Genomic DNA, 23,339 nt, shown 5'->3' with positions numbered 1-23,339 from the left:
TAAAAATAAAAATGAATTGGCGTAGATTTTTACTTCCATTTTCTGGTTTATATTGGATTGGGACTTCGGTTCGAAATCTGTTTTACAATATAGGAATGATGCGTTCATCATCATTCAAAATTCCAATTATTAATGTTGGAAACCTATCTGTTGGCGGAACGGGAAAGTCTCCTCATATCATGTATTTAATCGATTTGTTGAAAGACGAAAAATTAATTGCAACATTGAGTAGAGGATATGGACGAAAAACAAAAGGTTTTTTGATTGCAAATTATTCATCCAAAGTTTATGATATTGGAGACGAACCAATGCAGTTTTTTCAACGTTTCAAGAATAGAATTTTGATTGCAGTTTGCGAAGACAGAGCTTTTGGAGCACAAAAATTAATTGATCATTACAATGCAGAAGCAATTTTGTTAGATGATGCCTATCAACATCGTGGAATAAAAGCTGGTTTCAATATTTTGTTGACTGATTACAATAATCCATATTATAAAGATTTTTTATTACCAGCTGGTGATTTGAGAGAGAGTAGAAGTGGAGTTCGTCGTGCAGATATTGTTATTGTAACGAAATGTCCAGACAGAATATCGGAGGAAAAGCACAAAGAAATTTCGAAAAAGATTAAGTTAAGATCTCATCAGCAATTATTTTTCTCAAAAATTGTTTATGACAACAAATTGATTGGAAAATTGGATAATGTTGATAAATCAACTTGGAAAAATCTGAATGTTATTTTGGTTACAGGAATTGCTAAAACAGATGGTTTGGTAAAATTTGCGGAAGAAAACTTTGCAAATGTCTTGCATTTAGAATATCCAGATCATCATAATTTTAGTCAATCAGAAATTGAGTATATTTACAAACGATACGAAGATACGGAAGGTAGAAAGCGTTTTGATAAAATTATCATGACAACAGAGAAAGATTATATGCGTTTGATGGAAGAATCCATGATAAAAGACGATTTATACTACATCCCAATTAGTATCGATATTAACGATAAAGAAAAATTTAATCAAACTATTTTAGAGTATGTTGGACAGAATTAATGAGGCTGTAAAGTACATCAATAATTTATTGCCAGATCAACCAGAATTTGTAATTGTGTTAGGGTCTGGATTAGGAAAATTAGAAGACGAAGTAGAAAATAAAGTTGTTATTAGCTACAAAGATATACCAAACTTTCCTCAAGTAACAGTAGAAGGGCACAAAGGTCATTTAGTATACGGAACTATTTTAGGTAAAAAAGTTTTGATGATGGCTGGTCGTTTTCATTATTACGAAGGATATTCGATGGAAGAAGTAACGTTCCCAATGCGTGTTTTCAATGGATTAGGAATTAAGAAAGTTGTTTTATCGAATGCTTCTGGAGGTGTTAACCCAAGTTTTAGTGTAGGGGATATTTGTTTGGTAAAAGATCATATCAATATGATGCCAGAACATCCTTTACGTGGAAAAAATATTGATGAATTAGGACCTCGTTTTGTGGATATGTCAAAAGCATATGACAGAGAAATGTTGAATGAAGCGGCAGAATTTGCAAAAGCAAATGATATTTTGGTTCATCAAGGAGTTTATGTAGGATTACAAGGGCCAACTTTCGAAACGCCATCAGAATACGGATTGGTTCGTTTTATTGGTGGAGATTGTGTTGGTATGAGTACAGTTCCTGAGGTTATTGTTGCTCGTCACATGGATATGCGCGTTTTCTGTTTATCTATTATTACAGATTTAGGAGGGCCAGAAATTTCATTTGATGTTTCGCACGAAGATGTATTAAATGCAGCAAACACAGCAATGCCAAATGTAATTCGCGTGGTAAAAAGCGTAATCGAAAATTGTTAATTTTTGATTTGATTATAAAAGAAAAACCAACTGAAAAGTTGGTTTTTTTTATTTTATAAAAATCGGTGAATTCGAAAGAATAATAAGGTCAAATAACAAGACGAATTCACCGACAAGCTTTGAAGCGTTCGATTGATTAGATCTCAACTTCTCGTTCAGAATTTGTGCAATTGCTATGAACGATATAATCGATTAGTTTTCCATTTTCAAAACACAACATCAAATCTTCTTCATAAATTGATGTATGTGTCAATTGATTAAATTGTAATAATTTTCCTTGAGGAATTTTAATAATTCCAGAATACCAGCTCGCAAAAACTTCTTCTCTTTTTGGAAATAAATAATTCAATTCAACTTCATCCAAACCATCCAAATATCCTCTGAAATTAATTAAAAACAATTCGTCATTTCTCAATTCCCATTTCCCATAATATCCTCTCCAGCATGTTGGCGAAGGCGGAGTAAAATAAGGTGGAAGATTTAATTTTCTAAAATAATGATGTAATGGTTGTTCGGCTATAATATATTGTTGGTTGTCGATTAATAAAATTTCTCCTATTTGCGCGGTCATTTTTTCTTATGGTTTATTCAAATGTAGAATAGCCACACGAATTAATGAAGAATCAATAGCGCTAATTTATCAAAATAATAAAAATTGACCGACTAAAATAAAATGGTTAAAAATTATCTTGTCTTTAAATGATAAATTCGTAATTATTATTTATTTTAGAATTATTCTTTCACCTTGTTGAGGGAAAATATAATTGATGTTATATGGATTATCTTTTAATAATTCGTCTTTAATTTTTTGCTCATAATCATCTTTTGGTTTGATATGAGTAACGATGATTGTAAAACCTTTTAACTTACTTTTTCCAACTTCTTTCGCTAATTCTCCTAATTCTTCGTTCATCAATTTTGGCGTTAAATGTCCAAATAATAATTTTTCGGGTTGAGAATTCGGAAAAGAAACTTCCAACATCATTGTTTTCAGTTTACCTGATTTGATTTTAGGTGCAATTGCTTTCCAAATAGTTGCTAAATTTTTAGTTTTTTCGATACGATCAGCTCCTGTATCACCAAAATATAAGACTGCATTTGAGCCATTTTCTACTAATATTGCCGAACTTTTCAAAGGATTTACATGACTCAATTCGTAAATAGTTCCAGTAAAATTAGTTCCTTCTATTGTGAAAGGTGTTCCAATTTCAGCGTATTTGTAGTAATATTTATTCAAAATTGGCGATTCGCCTTCATTGGCAAAATTTGCCCAAGCATCATTGGTAAAATATTTATTTTTTAAAACTGAAATTGTTTCAGAAATACCATAAATAGGCTTGTTTGCATCTTCTGGAGAATTAATAATCATGCCTGAAAGATGATCCAAATGTCCATGCGAAATAAAATATCCTTTGATATAGTTTTTAAGAATTTTACTATTTTGTTCTTCAAAAGTACCTTTCTCTATTGCTTTATTGATTCCAGAAAGAATTGTCCCAGCATCCAATGCTAAATAGCTATTTGTCGTTTCTTCACCAATCAAATAAGAAGAAAGATTGCTTTCGTTGCTACCACCATAAACACCAAGTGGAACAATCTGAATATTTTGTGCTGATGCAATCATCGAAATTCCAAATCCAATACTTAATAGATATTTTTTCATAAAAAGAATTTTAACAAAAATACAACTGAAAGTATTATTAAACTAAAATATCCTCATAGTTTCTAAAAACTTTAGTATTTTCACACTTCTTTAAAAATTAACGCATAAAATTAGTTAGAATGAAATCGAAATTATCTACTAAAATATTTAAAAATTATGCGACTCAACTGATGACAAAAAAAGCAATGTATGCTGCGGCAATCGCTTTATTGGCAACAAATGTTGATGCGCAAAAGAAACCATTAGATTTGACTGTTTTTGATGAATGGCAATCAATCGGAATGAAAGAATTATCGAACAATGGTTCGTGGGTTGCTTATCAAGTTAATGCACAAGAAAGTGATAATACATTGAACTTTTTTGGTTTGAAAACGGATAAAAATCTTAGTTTTCATCGTGGTGAACAAAGTGTTTTTACATCAGATTCTAAATTTGCCGTTTTTAAAATTCGACCTTTTTATAAAGATTTGAAATTGGTTCGAATTAAGAAAAAGAAAGAACACGAAATTGCTAAAGATTCAATTGGAATATTAAATCTAGCAACAAATCAAGTTGAGAAATTACCGAATATAAAATCATTCAAAACACCGAAAAAAGGAGGTTCTCTTTTAGCTTATTTATTAGAAAAAGAAGAAGCGAAGAATGATAAAAAAGACAAGTCAGATTCTACAAAAACGAAAGATAAAGTTGCAAAACCAGCTGGAAAAGATAAGAAAGATACGCCGTTAGAATTGGTGTTGAGAAATTTGATTTCTGGTCAGAAAAAATCTTTCAAAAATGTAATGAATTATGAGTTTAGCGAAAATGGTAAACAATTAATTTTTTCGACAAAACAAGAGAAAAAAGACAGTTTAGATAAAACTAAATATGGCGTTTTCTTGGTAAATACAGTAACTTTTGCTCAAAAACAATTGGTTGATACAATTGGAGATTTCAAACAATTTGCGTTTGATGAATTAGCAAATAAAGTTGCTTTTGTTGGAACTTCTGACGAAGAGAAAAAGGAAAATAAAACATATTATTTATATTATTCTGCAACAAATAATCCACAACAAATCAAGAAATCTGAATTGTTAGGATTGAAAAAAGATTGGCAAGTTTCAGAAAATCGTCAACCAAAATTTAGTAAAGATGGAAATTCTTTGTTCATTGGTTTGATGCCTAAATTAGCAGAAAAAGACACAACTTTAATTGCTGATGACTATGCAAAAGTGGATGTTTGGAGTTACAAAGACGATTTTATTCAGCCACAACAATTAAAGAATCTTGAGCGTGAAAAAAAGCGTTCGTATTTATCTGTGATTGATTTATCGAATCCTGTAAAAGTGACACAATTAGCGGATTTGGATATGAATCAAGTCGAAATTTTGAACGAAGGAAATTCAAATTTTGCTTTAGGAACTTCTGATAATGCCTATCGATTAAGCTCTAATTGGGATGTAACAGGTCGTAAAGATTATTATATCATTAATACGAAAACGGGACAACGCGAGTTATTTGCAAAAGCTTTGGCTGGAAGAGTAGAGATGTCGCCAAATGGAAAATTTGCTGTTTTTTATAATGCCGAAAATGGTTTGTGGTCGAGCTATAATATCGAAACAAAGGAAACAAAAGTTCTGAATAAAAAGCTAAAAGTGAAATTCTATGACGAAGAAAATGATTCACCAACTTTAGCGCAAGAATATGGTGTTGCTTATTTTACGGATAATGACGAAACGGTTTTAATCAAAGATCGTTATGATATTTGGGAGTTTGATTTGGTGGGAAATCGTCGTCCAGAAAATATGACAAATGGTTTCGGCCGTAAACATAACATTACGTTTGATATCAATCAATTAAATGATGATATAAAAACTCTTAATCGTGATAATTTAGTTTATTTAGGTGCTTTTAATAATCAGAATAAACAATCTGGAGTTTATCAAACTATCATTTCGAAAGCAAAAAATCCTGAAGAAGTTGTGATGTCGAATACTTGGGGAACGCAAAAAATGACGAAAGCGTTGAATGCGAATGAATTTATTTATACAAAAGAATCGTTCCAAAATTCGCCTGATGTATATGTTTCAACTAATTTTAAAGATGAGAAAAAGATATCAGCAATCAATCCGCAACAAAAAGATTATTTATGGGGGAACGGTGAATTGGTAACGTGGAAAACGTATTCGGGTAAAGATGCAACTGGAGTTGTATACAAACCAGAGAATTTTGATCCAAATAAAAAATATCCAATGATTGTTTACTTCTACGAAAAACTTTCGGATAATCTGAATCGTTATCAAGCGCCTGCGCCAACGCCTTCTCGTATCAATCATACATATTTTGTAAGTAACGATTATATTGTGTTTACACCAGATATTTCGTATACAATTGGTCATCCTGGGAAATCTGCCGAAGATTATATCAATTCTGGAGTAGAAGCATTGAAGAAAAATACGTGGGTAAACGGTAGTAAAATTGCAATACAAGGACAAAGTTGGGGAGGATACCAAGTGGCACATTTGATTACTGCAACCAATATGTATGCTGCTGCTTGGACAGGTGCTCCTGTTGTGAATATGACTTCTGCTTATGGTGGAATTCGTTGGGGAACGGGTATGAGTCGTCAATTTCAGTACGAACAAACGCAAAGTAGAATTGGTAAAACCTTGTGGGAAGCGCCAGAATTATACATCGAAAATTCGCCTTTGTTCAATATGCCGAAAGTTACGACGCCAGTTGTAATCATGCATAACGACGAAGATGGTGCTGTTCCTTGGTACCAAGGAATTGAGATGTTTATGGCATTGCGTCGTTTACAAAAACCAGTTTGGATGTTAAATTATAATGGTGATGACCATAACTTGATAAAACGTGCAAATAAAAATGATATTCAGCAACGTCAAGTGCAATTTTTTGATCATTATCTGAAAGATAAACCTGCTCCAAAATGGATGACAGAAGGAGTTCCTGCTATTTCTAAGGGAGTTGATTGGGGCTTCGATCTTGAGAAATAACTTTACAAAATAATAAAAGCGATCAAATTTATTTGGTCGCTTTTTTTGTCAAAAGAATTTCTTACAACACAATTATATTGTTAAATTTACAATTCATTTTGATTAACTTATTGAAAAAGTTTAATTTAAAGGTTTAATTGCACTAAATATGAATACAAATAATCGACAAATTGTTTATATCCATGGACTAAATAGTTCGGCAAATTCAACTAAATTCAAAACTATTCTAAAAAAATATCCTTCAGCGATTTGTATTGAATGGAAAACCGAGGAGAATATTGCAACTATTTTATTTGAAGCTTACGAACATTTAAAAGGTTTGGTAAATGATTTGACAATTATAGGAAGCTCTACTGGAGGGAATTTTGGTTGGCAATTGCAACAAAAATTAAAGGAAAATGGAAAATCGAGCGAATTGATTTTGTTAAATCCTTTGGTTGATGTTTCAATGAAAGTCGAAAATAATTTTCCTGAAAATCTTTCGCAGTATTTAGTTGATATGAATCGTTTCGAAAATACAACGGTTTTTCTTTCTGTGCATGATGAAGTTTTGGATTTTGAAAAACTAAAAACTTTCTTCGAAATTCAACAAAATATTTTTCCACAACAAATCGAAATCATAGAAATTGATGACAATCATCGAATACGTAACTTCGAGTCATTGTTAACGTTAATTTAATTTACGCTTTACAATTATTTAATTTTATTAACTGCATTTTTGCACACGAATCAAGAAACAAATAAACATGAGGCAATTTTTAATATTAATACTTATTGTATTTTCAATCAGTTCGTATGCGCAAGTAAAAGATTCTACAGAATCTAAAAAGAAAACTGTACAGGATTTTAAGAATATGATGTCGCCCTATTATAGCTATGGTAACGGATTGGGAATTACTTCTCCAGATAGTCTTTATCAGGTCAACATTAGATTTCGTATGCAAAATCGCATTAGTTATAATCATAATGATGGAGAAGAAGATAATATTGATGGACAAATTCGTCGTTTAAGATTGCGTTTTGATGGATATATCGGAGATCCAAAATTTGGTTATTCGATGCAATTATCTTTTGCAGCAGGTGATGTAGGAAAAGCAGAAGAGGGGAAGAATACGAATATTATTCGTGATGCGATGATTTTCTATTACCCAAATAAACATTGGAGTTTAGGATTTGGTCAAACAAAACTTCCAGGAAATAGGCAACGTGTTAATTCTTCTGGAGCATTACAATTAACGGATCGATCTATCAATAATGCAGATTTTAATATTGATCGCGATTTTGGATTTCAGGTCTTATACAATAAAAGAAATCAAGAAAAATTCTCATATATTTTGAGAGGAGCTATTTCTACTGGTGAAGGACGAAATTGGACAAATTTTAAAGATACTGGTTTAGCTTATACAGGAAAAGTTGAGCTGTTTCCACTTGGAGAATTTACAAAAGGAGGGAGCAATTATGAAGGTGATTTAGTTCATGAACAAACACCAAAATTGATGCTTTCGGGAGCTTATAGTTATAATGATAGAGCGCATAGAACGGCGGGAATGTTAGGAGATGATATTGTAGGTGGAGGAACAGCTAATATAAAATCATTGTTTTTGGATGCGATGTTAAAATATCGTGGATGGAATTTGATGTATTCTTATATGAATCGTAATTCGGATAATGTATTATTTTATAACCCTGCGGATATTTCTGATTTTAATTATATTTATAATGGAGAAGGGATGGATTTTCAAGGTTCGTACACATTTCCGAAACATTGGGAGGTGATAGGACGTTATTCAACTCAAACAGTAGATAAAGATATTTTTGAGTTTACGCCAAATACAAACCAATTCACATTAGGTTTGACAAAATATATTTGGGAACATGCGTTCAAATTACAAGCAGAGTTCACGTATGAGCAACAAAAATTCTATAATTTAGAAAAGAAAAACAACTGGTATGCGCGTTTTCAGATAGAAATTGGAATTTAAGATATCTTATTGTAAATTAAATATCTTAGAATAAAATAAAGGTTTGATATTTGATAATATTTAATAAATTTGCAGTCTAATATCAACCCATGCAAGCCAATAAAAAAAGAAAAAGTTTAAACCGAAACGTAGAGTTCGGAACTAAAAAAGTACAATTTAAAGATGTAATTATTGTCGCAATATTAATCTTCGTAATTGTTTTAGTAATTTTGAAATTTATAAATTAATCATAAACAAAAAAACCACTTCAAACGAAGTGGTTTTTTTGTTTTATTTCTTTTTGATGGAAACTAATTTCGAATCTTCTTTACAAATTTCTAATACAAAATCATAATCTTTCGTATTGTCTTTGCTTTTATAGTTTGCCAAATATTCTCTACAAGGAACCTGATCTTTTTTCGAGTGATCAAAATCAACTTTACTTCTTTTGAATAATTCTTTTTTCAAGAATGTCGAATCTAAATTTTCTGCTTTTAAAAATGCCTGAGCTTCTGGTGAAATAGCTAATCTTTTTGAAAAAGCTTCATCCAAAACCCTTGCATTTGGAAAGTAATTACATGAGAAAGCACGAGGTCCAAACGCCATTGCGACGAAAACTAACCCAATTCCAACTCCCATCAAATACTTCATAAATCTTTGCGTAAACGTCATATGATCAATAAATTAATGTCGTGAAATGGTAAATCAAACCAATCACATAAGTTCTTTTTTACAATTCTTCCTTTGTACAAATATACGCCATTTCTTATAGTTTTATCCGATTGTACCACATTCGCAAAACCAGATTCTTCTGAAATTTGGAATAAATACGACAAGAAATAATTGCTCAACGCTTTGGTAGAGGTACGTGCGACGCGAGAAGTGATGTTAGAAACCGCATAATGAATTATATCATTCTTAATAATAATTGGATGATCATGGGTTGTTAATTCAGATGTTTCGAAACATCCACCTTGATCAATACTCACATCAATAATAACAGCGCCAGCTTTCATATTTTGCACCATCATCTCAGTTACAACACAAGGTGTACGTGTTTCTCCTCGAAGAGCACCGATTGCTAAATCGCAACGTCGCAAAGCTTTTCCTAATTCTTTTGGATCTAATGTAGAAGTAGAAACTCGTTGTCCTATATTTTGTTGTAATCGTCTTAATCTTGTTAATGAATTATCAAAAACACGAACCGAAGCACCTAAACCTAAAGCTGTTCTTGTCGCATTTTCTGCAACCGTTCCAGCTCCAAGAATCACAACTTCTGTTGGACGAACGCCTGTTACGCCGCCCATCAAAATTCCGTTTCCTCCGTTTGTAGAAGACATCAATTCACTTGCAACCAAAATTGCCGTTGTTCCTGCAATTTCACTTAATAAGCGAACGACTGGTAAATGATTTTGTTCATCACGAATAAATTCAAATCCAACAGCGTTTACACGTTTTGTAATTAATTTCTGAAAATATTCGCGTCTTAAGGTATTCGCCGGAACAGATGAAATAATCAATGCATTTGGTTTCACCCAATCAATTTCATCTAAAGTAAGTGGTCCAACTTTTAGAATAATAGGTTTCTCGAAAACAGCTTGCGTATTGTAAGAAATTTGCGCACCAGCTTCCGAATATTCTTTATCCGAATAATTTGCACCTTCTCCTGCTCCAGTTTCTATCGTAACTTGATGTCCATTATTGACTAAAATTTCGACTGCATCAGGAGAAAGACAAATTCTTTTTTCTTGATTATTTGTTTCTTTTGGAATTCCAATATCAAAGCGTTCTTTCTTATGAGGAATCTCTAAACGCTCGGGTTGAGGAATAAGATCTTCTTGAGAAAAAGGCGTGAAAATATTTTTTCCGTCCATATACGATTAACTAAAATTTAAATGACGAACTCCATCTACATTTTCCAATGTAATTGTGTGGTGTTCATCTGGTATAAAGTTAGCAATTTTATTTGGCCATTCCATTAAACAATATTGATTAGAATATAAATATTCTTCAATCCCAAAATCTAAGGCTTCATCTTCGTGATTTAAACGATAAAAATCGAAATGATAAACTTTTCCTTTATCTGTTTCGTATTCATTTACAATCGAAAAAGTAGGACTCGAAACTTCATCATTTGTTCCCAAAGCTTTTACAAACTCTTTGATAAAAGTTGTTTTTCCAGCTCCCATTTCTCCTTCGAAAGTGATTAATTTATGTTGAAGTTGATCGATTATTTTTTGAGCAACTTCTGGTAATTCGTCTAAATTATTGATGATAAATTCCATTTAATTTTTTGGTGTTAAAACAACCATTGGGATAATTATTTCCTCCAACGAAATTCCACCGTGTTGGTAAGTGTTTTTGTAATAATTAACGAAATGATTGTAATTTTTTGGATACGTTAAAAATAAATTTTCTTTTGCAAAGATATACTTTGACGTAACATTAACCTTAGGTAAAAGGAATTTTTCTGGTTGCTCAACCGCCAAAACATCTTTCGGATCGTATTGCAATTGTTTCCCCAGTTTATAACGCAAATTTGTACTTGCTTCTTTGTCGCCAATCACTTTTGTAGGTTCCTTTACGTAAATTGTTCCGTGATCGGTTGTTACAATAATTTTCATTTTTTCTTGCGCCGCTTTTTTCACAATTTCCATTAAATATGAATTCTCAAACCAATGTTTTGTGATCGAACGATACGTTTTATCATCACGAATAATTTCACCAACAATTTTGTTGTCCGTTTTCGCATGCGAAAGAATATCGATAAAGTTGTAGACAATTACATTTAGATTGTTCTTTTTGTAATTATTAAAATCATCTGCAATTTTTTTCTCGAAATCAGAATTTAAAATTTTGAAATAATTATACGATAAATCGCCAAAACCAAGACGTTTTAATTGTTCTCCTAACAATTCTTTTTCGTACATATTTTTATTTCCTTCGTCGGTATCATTCAACCAATATTCAGGATATTTTTTCTCAATTTCTAAAGGCATTAAACCCGAAAAGAACGCATTTCTAGCATATTGAGTAGCCGAAGGTAAAATACTATAATATAAATTTTCGGCTTCCGAATTATAATAACGATTGAAAATTGGCTCAATAACTTTCCATTGATCGTAGCGTAAATTATCAACCATAATCAATAAGACATTTTTATCTTTTCCAAGATGAGGTCGAACTAATTGATTGAAAATTGTGTGCGATAAAACGGGACGATCTTCGTCGTCATGCAACCAATCTTCGTAATTACGTTCTATAAATTTGAAGAAAGCTGCATTCGCTTCACTTTTTTGATTTTCGATGATTTGAGAAAGTGCTGTATCTTCGATATTTTCAAGCTCAAGTTCCCAAAAAACTAATTTTTTATAAATCTCTTGCCAATCCTCATAATCGCGCGCATTCATCATATCCATTGTGATATTTCTGAATTCCTGTTGATAATTGATAACTGTTTTTTCTGAAATAATTTTCGAAGCATCCAAAATCTTTTTCAAACTCAATAAAATCTGATTTGGATTAACTGGTTTAATCAAGTAATCTGCTATATGCGAGCCAATTGCATCTTCCATGATATGCTCTTCCTCACTTTTTGTGACCATAATAACAGGAAGGTTTGGACGCAATTCCTTAATTTTTGGTAAGGCTTCCAATCCACTTAAACCTGGCATATTTTCGTCGATTAAAACCGCTGCAAAGTTCTCTTTTTCTATTTCTTCTAATGCATCAGTCGCATTATTTATCATTGTTGTATCGTATCCTTTTTTCTCTAAAAAAAGTTGGTGTGGTTTCAATAAATCGATTTCATCATCAATCCATAAAATTTTTATAGCCATTTGTTATATTTTTATTTTTTATATTGATTTCTACATTTTAGAATTATTCCAAATATAGCGATAACGGAAATGTTAAAATCAAAATTGTATGTTAAACAAAATTGGAGTTTTCCCAAAATTTGCGATGATTATTTAGCATAAATAATTCCAAAAATGATTTTTATCTAAAATATTTTATAAAAACCATTCTTAATCAAAAAAGTAACGTTCAGAATGAGTAAAAATTCTTATCTTTGCCGATAAAATAGTACGTTTGAATCCATTAAACAATAATAAGTTGAAGATAGTAAATGATCCAGTTCATGGATTTATTACGATTCCAAACGAGCTTATTTATCAGATTATTCAACATCCATATTTTCAACGACTTCGTAGGATTTCGCAAACGGGTTTAACAGAATTAGTTTATCCAGGAGCCAGACATTCTCGTTTTCATCACGCTTTAGGTTGTATGCATTTGATGCAAAAAGCCTTAAATATTCTCAAAAGAAAAAACGTCGATATTACTCCAGAAGAAGAAAATGGAGCTTTAATTGCAATTTTATTACACGATTTGGGACATGGTCCTTTTTCTCATTCTCTTGAACATTCTATCATTAATGGTTCGCATCACGAAGAAATTTCGCTTCGTTTGATGGAAGAATTGAATCAAATTTTTGATAATCGATTAGCTTTAGCTATTCAGATTTTTAAAGGGAATTATCCGAAAAAATTCTTGTCGCAATTGGTTTCTAGTCAGTTGGATTGTGATAGAATGGATTACTTGAAACGCGATAGTTTTTACACAGGAGTGGTAGAAGGAAATATCAATCCAGAACGAATTATCTCGATGATGAATGTCTCGAATGATGAGCTGGTGATAGAAGCAAAGGGAATTTCGTCGGTCGAGAAATTTTTGATGGCGCGTATGTTTATGTACATGCAAGTGTATATGCACAAGAAGTCGTTTACAGCAGAGAATTTTTTGATTAGCGTTTTGAGAAGAGCAAAAGAATTGACAAAAGCGGGAGAAAATCTTTTTGCTACGTTTGCTTTTAAATACTTTTTAGAAGAAAATGAAGTAGGAAGTTTATCGAAAGAAGGTTTAGAAATTTTTACGCGTTTAGACGATTCGGATGTTTTATCAGCGATAAAAGAATGGCAGTTTCATGATGATTTAATTTTGAGTAAATTATCCAAAAATATTATTCAGCGTACATTACCAAAATCATATTTGATGGATACAAAATTATCTGAAGAAGAAATTTTGGTTGAAAAAAATAGAGTAGAAAAAGCTTTAGGAATTGATGATGCAAGTTATTTTGTAGAGCAAACAACGATAAAAATTGTTCCCTACGAAAAATCAAAAAGTCCGATAAAGGTTTTATATAAAAATGGTGAGGTAAAAGAAATTTCGAGTTCAGAAAAAAGTTTGTTAACGCAATTTTTGCAACAAGAAATTACAAAATATCATTACCACAGCGTTTAAATAGTGATTTGAAGAATTTGACAAAAAAGTTAAATAACTTAAATAATCATTTTATAAATTTAAGAATAATTATTAGTTTTGCAGACTATGAAATTTAAAGCTGCAGAGATTGCGCAATTATTGCAAGGAACCGTAAAAGGTGATGCAAATGTAGATGTTTCCACATTATCGAAGATAGAGGAAGGAAAAGAAGGTTCGATTTCGTTTTTGGCTAATCCGAAATACGAGCATTTTATCTATACAACAAACGCTTCTATTGTGATTGTGAGTAAGGATTTTGTGGCAACAGATTCTATTTCGTCTACATTGATTGTGGTTGAAGATGCATATCAAGCCTTTACACAGCTATTGCAGTATTACAATACGATAAAAAATAATAAAGTTGGGATAGAAGAATATACGAAAGTAAATTCTACTGCGCAACTAGGAGATAATGTATATGTTGGAAGTTTTTCTTATATTGGAGCTAACGTTTCGATTGGGAATAATGTGAAAATATATCCAAATGTAACGATTGGCGATCATGCTAAGATTGGTGATAATAGCGTTTTACATTCGGGCGTACAAGTGTATGAAGAGTGTGAAATTGGTCAAAATTGTATCATTCATTCTAATGTTGTGATTGGTGCTGATGGTTTCGGTTTTGCGCCAAATCCAGATGGTTCTTTCGAAAAAATTCCTCAAATAGGAAATGTTTTGATTGAAGATAATGTCGAAATTGGAGCAGGATCAACAATTGATAGAGCAACAATGGGATCTACAATTATTCGTAAAGGAGTAAAATTAGATAACCAAATTCAAATTGCTCACAACGTTCAAATTGGTGAGAATACTGTTATTGCTTCGCAAAGTGGAGTAGCAGGTTCTACAAAAATTGGACGCAATTGTATGATTGGAGGTCAAGTTGGTATCGCAGGACATTTGACAATCGGAGATTTTGTACAAGTACAAGCTCAGAGTGGTATCAATGGAGATGTAGAAAGCAAAACGCAATTGTATGGTTCGCCAGCAATGGATGCATCAAGCTTTAGAAAATCGTACGTACATTTTAGAAAGTTTCCAGAAATTGTGAAACGAATCGATAAATTAGAAAAAGAGAACAAACAAAAGTAAAAGTTAATGTCTGATAAACAAAAAACTTTAGCGAATGAAGCCGTTCTAAAAGGTGTTGGCTTACATACAGGTAAATTTGTTACCTTAACATTTAAACCAGCTGAACCAGATACAGGATTTGTATTTGTTAGAACAGATTTAGAAGGTCAACCTCAAGTAGAAGCTGATGCACAATATGTTGTGAGTACAGCTCGAGGAACAACTTTAGAGAAGAAAGGAGTTAAAGTACATACAACAGAGCACGTTTTGGCGGCTTTGGTAGGTATGGATATTGATAATTGTTACATTGAAATTGACAATGCGGAACCACCAATTATGGACGGTTCTTCTCGTTTTTTCGTTGAAGCAATAGAATCTGCTGGAATTGTAGAGCAAGATAAAGACAGAGAATATTATAGAATTAAAGAAATTGTAACGTACGTAGATCCAGAAACAGGGTCAGAAATCACTGCGATTCCTGCAGATGAATACCAAGTTACAGCAATGGTAGATTTCGGAACGAAAGTTTTGGGAACTCAAAATGCAACTTTAACATCTATCAAAAACTTTAAACAAGATATCTCTCAAGCAAGAACATTTTGTTTCTTACATGAGTTAGAGCAATTGTTGGAAGCTGGTTTAGTAAAAGGTGGAGATTTAGACAATGCAATTGTTTATGTTGACAAAGAAATTACGCCAGAAACAAAAGAAAAATTATGTAAAGCATTCAATAGAGATGATGTTTCTATTCGTCCGAATGGAATTTTAGATCATTTGACTTTACATTATCCAAACGAAGCTGCTCGTCACAAATTATTAGATGTTGTGGGAGATTTGGCTTTAGTAGGTAAAAAATTGAAGGCTAAAATTATTGCAACAAAGCCTGGACATCATACCAATACAAATTTTGCAAAGAAATTAAGCAAACAAATTAAATTAGCGCAACGTAACAAAGTGCCAGAATTTGATTTGACAGCAGAACCAGTTTATGATATTAATGATATCATGAAGTTATTACCACATCGTCCACCATTTTTATTGATTGACAAGGTAATTTCTAAAAGTGCAACAGGTTTAATCGGCGTGAAAAATGTAACGATGAACGAGCCTTTCTTTGTTGGACATTTTCCTAAAGAACCTGTTATGCCAGGTGTATTGCAAATTGAAGCAATGGCGCAATTAGGAGGTCTATTAATTTTAGGAGAATTAGAAAATCCTCAAGATTATTCAACTTATTTCATGAAAATTGAAAGTGCTAAATTTAAACGTAAAATTATTCCAGGAGATACATTGGTGTTTAAATTAGAGTTGGTTGAACCAATTAGAAGAGGAATTGTTCATATGCAAGGAATTGGATATGTGAACAATCAAATCGCTGTGGAAGCAGAAATGATGGCAGTTATTACAAAAGAATAATTAAAGAAATGGAAGTTATGAATCATCCGATGGCATATGTTCATCCAACTGCAATAATAGGTGAAAATGTTACAATCAGCCCTTTCTCTTCTGTTTACGAAGATGTAGAAATTGGTGATGGAACATGGATTGGTCCTAATGTAACAATTATGTCAGGAGCGCGTATTGGAAAAAATTGTAAAATTTATCCAGGTACAGTAATTTCTGGTGAGCCTCAAGATTTGAAGTACGAAGGTGAAAAAACTTTAACATATATTGGTGACAATACAACGATTCGTGAATGTGTTACTGTAAACAAAGGAACTAATGCATTAGGTTATACTAAAATTGGTGACAATTGTTTGATTATGGCAACTGCGCATATCGCGCACGATTGTGTTGTAGGAAATAATGTCGTAATCGTAAATGCGGTTGGTTTAGCAGGACATATAGAAGTTGGAGATTTCGCTTTTATTGGTGGTTATAGTGCGGTTCATCAATTTACAAAAATTGGAGAACATGCTTTTGTAGCTGGTGCGACACAAATTCGTAAAGATGTTCCTCCGTACGTTAAAGCAGCAAAAAATCCTGTTGCTTATGCGGGAGTTAATGCAATTGGATTGAGAAGAAAAGGTTTCACATCAGAAGAAATCTTCGAAATTCAAGGTATTTACAGAATCTTATATCAACAAAAAAATAACGTATCTCAGGCTGTAGAACAAATCTTAGAAAAATTCCCAGATTCACATTATCGTGAAGTAATCCTTGATTTTATCAATACAAGTGATCGTGGAATTATGAAAGGATATAGCTCGGGAGTTTAATAAAATAACAATAGAATAAATGGCAACAACTTCTGATATCAGAAAAGGTTTATGTATTATTTTTAATAATGATACGTATAAAATTATCGAATTTTTACACGTAAAACCAGGTAAAGGACCTGCTTTCGTTCGTACAAAATTAAAATCATTAACTAATGGAAAAGTATTAGACAATACATTTTCTGCTGGTCATAAAATTGAAGAGGTTCGTGTAGAAACACGTAACTACCAATATTTATATGAAGATGATAATGGTTTCCACTTCATGAATAATGATGATTTCTCTCAAGTTTATTTAAACAAAGATTTGATTGATAATTCACAATTTATGAAAGCTGGTGACGAAGTAAAAATCTTGTTCCGTGCTTCTGATGAAACAGCTTTAGCAGCTGAGTTACCAACTACAGTTGTAATGGAAATTACATACACAGAGCCAGGTCTTAAAGGTGATACAGCTACAAATGCTACAAAACCTGCAACGACAGAAACTGGTGCTGAAATTCGTGTTCCTTTATTCATTAACGAAGGTGATAAAGTGAAAATCAACACAGAAGATGGTTCTTATGTAGAAAGAATTAAAGAATAATATATTCTGAACAATTATAACAAAAAATCCCTCTAATTAATTAGAGGGATTTTTTATTTTCTAATTTTTTTTCAAGATATTTTCTAATTTATTTCTAAATACAATATTAATCAAGGATTGTATCCAATAGTTTGAATTTATAGTTTAATAGCTATTAAGTTAATAATTACATATATAAACGTTTATTTGTATCTTATTGCAGTTGAGTTTGTTATGATAATAATCAGATTTTTGTTCATAATAAAATTTTAGCTTTGCATTATTAAACAACTTAAATTTTTATGATTATGAAAAAACTTTTATTTTTTGTTACGCTATTAACATCAATGTTAAATGCACAAACCGTATCTGATTATGTAACTGTATCTGGAAACCCTACGGGAATTGTCTTCGATTCAAAAGGTATACTTTATGTGGGAACAGAATCTGATTATGGTATAAAAAAATTTGAAAATAACTCTTTGACAACTCTTAAAACAGGAATGAATGGTCAACCAAGACAATTAGCGATTGACTCTTTTGGAGATATTTGGGCTTCTTTTCAAGCTTTAGGAAGTATTAAGTCAATCAATTCTTTGACAGGAACATCGGTTTCTTATCCTGCTTATTCTGCTTACGGAATGGCTATTGATCCTATATCAAAGAATATTTATTTTTCTGAAGAAAGAGATGGTGTAATATCTGTATTTGATTTAAATACAATAGAAATTACTAATTTATCTCATTCGATACAAGGGGCGAGAGGACTTGTTTTTGATAAAAACGGAAACTTATATGTAGCTTCTGTTAAAGACAATAAAGTATATAAAATTACACAAAATGGTATATTGTCTACCGTTGTTACAAATGTGAAAAATCCTTCTTATTTGGCATTAGATAAAGATCAAAATTTATATATTTCAACTGATTATGCAGGTAAAATTTATAAGTATAATTTATCAGAAACTACTACTGAAGCAGATTTATTTGTTTCTGATTTAGGATATACAAACGGGCTTGCTGTTTATAATGATGAATTGTATTGCGCATTAGTCTCTAGAAATAAAGTAGTAAAAATAAGTTTATCAGATTTGAGTACAGCTGAAATTTCAAAAAATGAGATGGTTATTTATCCAAATCCAGTAAAAGATTTTCTAAATATAAACATTGAAAATAATAACTTGAAAATAGAATTATATTCAATGGATGGAAAGTTAATTTTAACAAAAGAAAATACAAAACAAGTAAATGTATCTTCTCTTTCTAAAGGAACTTATATCTTAAAAGTAATAACAGCTGATAAAACTTTTACGCAAAAAATTTCCAAAAACTAAAAAAATAATTAGTTAATAATTTTTAACAATTATATAGAAAAGTAGCTAATTTTAGCTACTTTTTTTATTAGTTAAAATCATATTAATCGTGTATTTTAGCTAAGAATCAATCGAATTTATTGTATGAAAATTAAAACCAAAAAGTTTCTGAAAAAATCTTTTTATACTTTACTTATTTTTGGTGTTTTAAGTCTTTTGTTTACAGCTTTTGCGAATTATAAAATAGAAAACTCTACGGAAGAATTTGTCACAGATAAATTAGAAATTTTACCTAAAACTAAAGTTGCGGTTGTGTTGGGAACTGCGCCAAATTTGGTGAGTGGTTATCAAAATTATTACTTCACGTATCGTATAGAAGCAGCAACAAAATTGTACCAATCAGGAAAAGTGACGCATTTTATTTTGAGTGGAGATCATGGTCGAAAAAATTACAACGAACCTGAAGCGATGAAACAAGCTTTGATAAAAAGTGGAGTTCCAGAAAATGTGATTTATTTGGATTATGCAGGTTTTAGAACTTTAGATTCGATGATACGTGCAAAGGAAATTTTTGGACAGAATGAATTTATTATAGTTTCGCAAGAATTTCACAATCAACGAGCAGTTTACATTGCACGTCAAAAAGGAATTAATGCATATGGTTACAATGCGAAAGATGTCAATAAACATGCTGGATTAAAAACAAATATCCGTGAATATTTTGCCCGAACGAAAGTTTTTATTGATAGCTTTTTTGGTATTCAACCAAAATTTTTAGGAAAGAAAATTGAGATAATTTAAATAAAAAAAAGAGAAACCAAACAAATTGATTTCTCTTCTAATATTTTTACTTCAAACTACTAAAATATCCTCTTAAAATAGCATCGTTAGCAGAATTTCGTGTATCAATTTCTAAAATCTTCGGGCGATTACTTTCTGCATAAAAATCGTTGGACGAATTTTCTAAATCTGTTAAATTCGAAACAACATTATATTCAAAATCATACATTTTAGCTAAATGTTCGGCAGTGAAATGATGTTTTGTTTCAAAATAATCTTCAACTACATCTGTTTCAGAAGGGCCAGGAATAAATTTGAAAATATTTCCGCCACCATTATTAATCAAAATAATTCTGAAATTATTCGGCATATTGACATTCCACAACGCATTCGAATCATAGAAAAATGAAATATCTCCTGTAATCATCACCGTATTTTGACCAGAAGCGATACAAGCGCCAATTGCTGTCGACGTAGAACCATCAATTCCACTTGTTCCGCGATTACAGAAAACAGGATTCGAATTGTTATGATCGAACAATAATCCGTAACGAATAACGGTAGAATTTCCGTACTGAATTTGCCAATTTTCTGGATAATTTCTGATAATAGAATCAAATGCTTTCAAATCACAAAACGGAATCATATTGATGTAGTTTTTGTGTTTGATATTATTCGCTTCTCGTATCGAATTCCATGTAATGTAATATTCAGATTCTTTTGGATTGACAAACGGAACAAATTGTTCTAAAAACAATTCAGGTTTTGTTTCTATTTTATCTGTTAATGCTTGGAAAGTATCTGGTTGCCAATATTCGTCCAAATGCCAATGTTGCGTTGGTTTTTGATCGCGTAAGAATTTTTTTATTTTTTTTGAAACAACATTTTGCCCAATTGTCAATAAAATATCAGGTTTCAACGCTTCTAATTCTTCTTCCGAATAAGGGAAAATAACTTGATCTATTTTATTGAAAAATCGTTCATCATGAATATTTGACGTCACTTCTGTCAAAACAACAACCGAATCATCTTGGGCTAATTGTTTTACAAAATGATCAAATTTGGCATCAGGATGATGTAATCCGACCAAAATCATTTTACGTGTCGAAGCATTCCAACGTTTCATAAAATCAATTACATCAATTTCTGGATAATCTTTTGCAGGAATTGTAATTGTATCAATTTCAATATCTGGCGTTGTTACAGATTCGTACAAAGGTTCAGAAAAAGGCATATTGATATGAATTGGCGCAGATTTGTGCATACAATCAATCAACGCATATTTCGTCAACAACATATTTCTTGTCAAATCGTCTGTTTCTTCACTTTCGGAAAGTTGAACATTATGAACAGAATGTTGCTCGAATAAATTATTTTGACGAATAGTTTGTCCATCAAAATTATCAACTAAATGTTCGGGACGATCGGCAGAAAGTACGATTAAAGGAACATTCTGAAAAAAAGCTTCCGTAATTGCTGGGTAATAATTTGCCGTTGCCGAACCAGAAGTACAACAAACCACAACAGGTTTTTGAATTTGCTGAGCCATTCCCAAAGCGACAAATCCAGCCGAACGTTCGTCGATTACACTATAAGTTTTGAAACGTTTGTCATTCGCAAATTGCATGGTTAATGCTCCGTTTCGAGATCCTGGCGATAATACGATATGATCAATTCCGAAAGCCAAAAAAGTTTCAGCAATCAATTGAACATTTAATTTATTTGATATTTTTCTCAACGTAGTTGTCTTAAATTATAAAAGGTTTTGATTAGCAAATTTACTAAACAAAACCTTTCAAAAAGTATGATATTTTTAAGAATTAAGTATGTAAACCTCCGTCTACACTCAAAACTTGTCCTGTTACATAACTTGATAAATCTGAAGCTAAGAATAAACATGCATTTGCAACGTCTTCTGGCTGTCCTCCACGTTTTAATGGAATTCCATTGCGCCATTCTTCAACCACTTTTTGATCTAAAACTTCTGTCATTTCAGTTTCGATAAAACCTGGTGCAATTGCATTACAACGAATGTTACGAGAACCTAATTCTAACGCAACAGATTTAGAGAAACCAATTAAACCAGCTTTAGATGCAGCATAATTTGCTTGTCCTGCATTTCCCTTGATTCCAACAATAGATGACATGTTCACGATAGATCCAGAACGTTGTTTCATCATTGGTTTGATCACTGCTTTTGTTAAGTTGAAAGCCGAATTTAAATTTGTTTGAATTACTTTTTCGAAATCCTCTGCAGACATTCTCATCAACAAATTATCTTTCGTAATTCCAGCATTATTAATTACAATATCAACTTGACCAAACTCAGCAATTACATCTTCTACTAATTTTTGAGCAGCTTCGTAATCAGAAGCATCAGATTGATATCCTTTTACTTTACCGAATTGTCCCAATTCTTCTTCCAAAGCTTTAGCTTTTTCTACAGAAGAAGCATAAGTAAAGGCAACGTTAGCGCCATTTTTCACAAAAACTTCAGCAATACTTTTTCCAATACCGCGAGTTGCGCCTGTAACGATTGCTGTTTTACCTTGCAATAAATTCATGTTTATAGGTATTATATATTGCTTCAAAAATACGATTTTTTGTGAGAGTTAAAAATGTTAAAAAATACTTTATCAATTTTATTTAACATTTTATGGTATTATAATTGAAAATATTGATTGTTATAACCAATAAAAAAATAAAAACATGAAGAATCTATTGAAATTTTTGGCGGTAACATTTTTCGCCTTATTTGTATTCACAGCTTGTAATGATGATGACGATCCGGCAAATAACGATTTTTTTGCAGGAACTTACAAAGGAAGTTTAAGTTATAAAGACGCGAATAATTCATTATCAACTCAAAGTGGTAGTGTATTTGTAACAAAAATTGCAAGCGGAACAAAGTATAATTTTGCTTTTTCTGATAAAATTCCAGATTTGAACGGTGTTGAGTTTGAAAAGAAAGGTGACAATACTTTGGTGAGTGTTGGAGCAGATGAATTATCTTATATTAGAATTGATAATGCTAAATTGACAATTCTTTACACAAAAGACGGTAAAACTTGGACTGCAAATGCAACAAGATAATTTTTAGGAATAATAATAGAAAAGACGTTCAGTAGTGAGCGTCTTTTTTTATACAATATTTTGAGCTGAAAATTGTTAAATATAAAATGATGTTTTATGAGAACGATTGTATGTTTTGCTTCATTATTAATGATGATATTTTCTTGTAATAATGAGGATGATAGCCAGAATACTATTTATAAAGAAAAATATGAAAGACGATTTATTATTTTTCAAGATTCTTTAGGAGGAATTGTACAAGATAGTGGATTAGTGCAAGTTTCTCAATCTAAGAATTTATATAAATTTGATTTTATCACATCTCAAAAAATTGATCCGATAGAAAATATTCAAATGGAAATGACAGGAAGCAATTCGTTAAGAAACGTGGGTTGGACACCAACAAAACTGATTATGCTTTCTAGAGATAGTATCAATATTTCTTACAAAGAAGGAAAACGATATTGGTTAGTCAATTCGATTAGTAAAAATTAATCATAAAAAAATCCACTCAATATTGAGT

Annotated in this window: 22 protein-coding genes; 14 read left to right on the top strand and 8 right to left on the bottom strand. The window is 31.5% G+C overall.

The window, feature by feature from the left end; translation table 11 throughout:
- Positions 1–11: 11 nt before the first annotated feature.
- Both lpxK and FH779_RS10755 read left to right on the top strand, forming a co-directional pair.
- Positions 12–1,052 (top strand): tetraacyldisaccharide 4'-kinase, encoded by a 1,041-nt coding sequence (gene lpxK / locus FH779_RS10760; RefSeq protein WP_180904682.1) that lies wholly within the window; start codon positions 12–14, stop codon positions 1,050–1,052.
- The gene (locus FH779_RS10755) at positions 1,036–1,848 is read left to right on the top strand and encodes a purine-nucleoside phosphorylase (RefSeq protein WP_038336092.1); all 813 of its coding nucleotides are present in this window, start codon (positions 1,036–1,038) and stop codon (positions 1,846–1,848) included. Before lpxK ends, FH779_RS10755 begins: the two co-directional genes overlap by 17 nt.
- A gap of 136 nt (positions 1,849–1,984) precedes the next feature.
- On the opposite strand, the gene FH779_RS10750 is transcribed toward FH779_RS10755, so the two are convergent.
- Positions 1,985–2,419: a hypothetical protein gene (locus FH779_RS10750; protein WP_180904681.1), complete on the bottom strand. Its 435-nt coding sequence runs from the start codon at positions 2,417–2,419 to the stop codon at positions 1,985–1,987.
- Positions 2,420–2,569: 150 nt separating this feature from the next.
- Positions 2,570–3,511, bottom strand: coding sequence for an MBL fold metallo-hydrolase (locus FH779_RS10745; protein ID WP_180904680.1), 942 nt, complete (start codon positions 3,509–3,511; stop codon positions 2,570–2,572).
- A gap of 119 nt (positions 3,512–3,630) precedes the next feature.
- On the opposite strand from FH779_RS10745, the gene FH779_RS10740 reads away from it, so the two are divergent.
- From FH779_RS10740 to FH779_RS10730, 3 genes are all read left to right on the top strand, one after another.
- Complete coding sequence (locus FH779_RS10740; RefSeq protein WP_180904679.1) at positions 3,631–6,507, top strand: alpha/beta hydrolase family protein; 2,877 nt, start codon at positions 3,631–3,633, stop codon at positions 6,505–6,507.
- Positions 6,508–6,655: 148 nt separating this feature from the next.
- Complete coding sequence (locus FH779_RS10735) at positions 6,656–7,186, top strand: YqiA/YcfP family alpha/beta fold hydrolase (RefSeq protein ID WP_180904678.1); 531 nt, start codon at positions 6,656–6,658, stop codon at positions 7,184–7,186.
- Positions 7,187–7,253: 67 nt separating this feature from the next.
- On the top strand, positions 7,254–8,489 hold the full coding sequence (locus tag FH779_RS10730; RefSeq protein ID WP_180904677.1) for a porin: 1,236 nt from the start codon (positions 7,254–7,256) through the stop codon (positions 8,487–8,489).
- Positions 8,490–8,759: 270 nt separating this feature from the next.
- Here the strand turns inward: FH779_RS10730 and FH779_RS10725 are convergent, their stop codons facing one another.
- The 4 genes from FH779_RS10725 to porX are packed head-to-tail and all read right to left on the bottom strand — an operon-like array spanning position 8,760 to position 12,307.
- Entirely contained in the window at positions 8,760–9,119 is a 360-nt protein-coding gene (locus FH779_RS10725) for a hypothetical protein (protein WP_147280013.1), read from the bottom strand.
- Positions 9,120–9,136: 17 nt separating this feature from the next.
- Entirely contained in the window at positions 9,137–10,342 is a 1,206-nt protein-coding gene (locus FH779_RS10720) for an alanine dehydrogenase (protein ID WP_180904676.1), read from the bottom strand.
- A 6-nt stretch (positions 10,343–10,348) separates the two neighbouring features.
- On the bottom strand, positions 10,349–10,753 hold the full coding sequence (gene tsaE / locus FH779_RS10715; RefSeq protein ID WP_180904675.1) for a tRNA (adenosine(37)-N6)-threonylcarbamoyltransferase complex ATPase subunit type 1 TsaE: 405 nt from the start codon (positions 10,751–10,753) through the stop codon (positions 10,349–10,351).
- Positions 10,754–12,307, bottom strand: a complete 1,554-nt coding sequence (gene porX / locus FH779_RS10710; RefSeq protein ID WP_180904674.1) for a T9SS response regulator signal transducer PorX — start codon at positions 12,305–12,307, stop codon at positions 10,754–10,756. It abuts the gene before it with no gap.
- A 277-nt stretch (positions 12,308–12,584) separates the two neighbouring features.
- On the opposite strand from porX, the gene FH779_RS10705 reads away from it, so the two are divergent.
- From FH779_RS10705 to FH779_RS10675, 7 genes are all read left to right on the top strand, one after another.
- Positions 12,585–13,775, top strand: coding sequence for an HD domain-containing protein (locus FH779_RS10705; protein WP_244957948.1), 1,191 nt, complete (start codon positions 12,585–12,587; stop codon positions 13,773–13,775).
- Between the two features lie 87 nt (positions 13,776–13,862).
- A complete protein-coding gene (gene lpxD / locus FH779_RS10700) occupies positions 13,863–14,888 on the top strand; it encodes a UDP-3-O-(3-hydroxymyristoyl)glucosamine N-acyltransferase (RefSeq protein ID WP_180904673.1) in 1,026 nt (341 codons plus the stop codon).
- Between the two features lie 6 nt (positions 14,889–14,894).
- Positions 14,895–16,283, top strand: a complete 1,389-nt coding sequence (locus FH779_RS10695) for a bifunctional UDP-3-O-[3-hydroxymyristoyl] N-acetylglucosamine deacetylase/3-hydroxyacyl-ACP dehydratase (protein WP_135835139.1) — start codon at positions 14,895–14,897, stop codon at positions 16,281–16,283.
- 17 nt (positions 16,284–16,300) lie between these two features.
- Positions 16,301–17,086, top strand: coding sequence for an acyl-ACP--UDP-N-acetylglucosamine O-acyltransferase (gene lpxA, locus FH779_RS10690; RefSeq protein WP_115002092.1), 786 nt, complete (start codon positions 16,301–16,303; stop codon positions 17,084–17,086).
- Between the two features lie 19 nt (positions 17,087–17,105).
- A complete protein-coding gene (gene efp / locus FH779_RS10685) occupies positions 17,106–17,672 on the top strand; it encodes an elongation factor P (protein WP_038336113.1) in 567 nt (188 codons plus the stop codon).
- Positions 17,673–17,959: 287 nt separating this feature from the next.
- Positions 17,960–18,985: a Vgb family protein gene (locus tag FH779_RS10680; protein ID WP_180904672.1), complete on the top strand. Its 1,026-nt coding sequence runs from the start codon at positions 17,960–17,962 to the stop codon at positions 18,983–18,985.
- Positions 18,986–19,108: 123 nt separating this feature from the next.
- Positions 19,109–19,765, top strand: coding sequence for a SanA/YdcF family protein (locus FH779_RS10675; protein ID WP_180904671.1), 657 nt, complete (start codon positions 19,109–19,111; stop codon positions 19,763–19,765).
- 46 nt (positions 19,766–19,811) lie between these two features.
- Here FH779_RS10675 and menD read toward each other — a convergent pair whose 3' ends face one another.
- Both menD and fabG read right to left on the bottom strand, forming a co-directional pair.
- On the bottom strand, positions 19,812–21,482 hold the full coding sequence (gene menD / locus FH779_RS10670; protein WP_180904670.1) for a 2-succinyl-5-enolpyruvyl-6-hydroxy-3-cyclohexene-1-carboxylic-acid synthase: 1,671 nt from the start codon (positions 21,480–21,482) through the stop codon (positions 19,812–19,814).
- 82 nt (positions 21,483–21,564) lie between these two features.
- Positions 21,565–22,308 (bottom strand): 3-oxoacyl-[acyl-carrier-protein] reductase, encoded by a 744-nt coding sequence (gene fabG, locus FH779_RS10665; protein ID WP_038336119.1) that lies wholly within the window; start codon positions 22,306–22,308, stop codon positions 21,565–21,567.
- 145 nt (positions 22,309–22,453) lie between these two features.
- Between fabG and FH779_RS10660 the strand changes: the two genes are divergently transcribed.
- On the top strand, positions 22,454–22,837 hold the full coding sequence (locus FH779_RS10660; RefSeq protein ID WP_180904669.1) for a hypothetical protein: 384 nt from the start codon (positions 22,454–22,456) through the stop codon (positions 22,835–22,837).
- A 96-nt stretch (positions 22,838–22,933) separates the two neighbouring features.
- Complete coding sequence (locus tag FH779_RS10655) at positions 22,934–23,311, top strand: hypothetical protein (RefSeq protein ID WP_180904668.1); 378 nt, start codon at positions 22,934–22,936, stop codon at positions 23,309–23,311.
- Positions 23,312–23,339 lie beyond the last annotated feature (28 nt).

The organism is Empedobacter falsenii (assembly GCF_013488205.1).
Classification (GTDB): Bacteria; Bacteroidota; Bacteroidia; order Flavobacteriales; family Weeksellaceae; genus Empedobacter; species Empedobacter falsenii_C.
The sequence above is the reverse complement of the archived record's forward strand: the minus strand, read 5'-3'. Positions and strand labels throughout refer to the sequence as shown.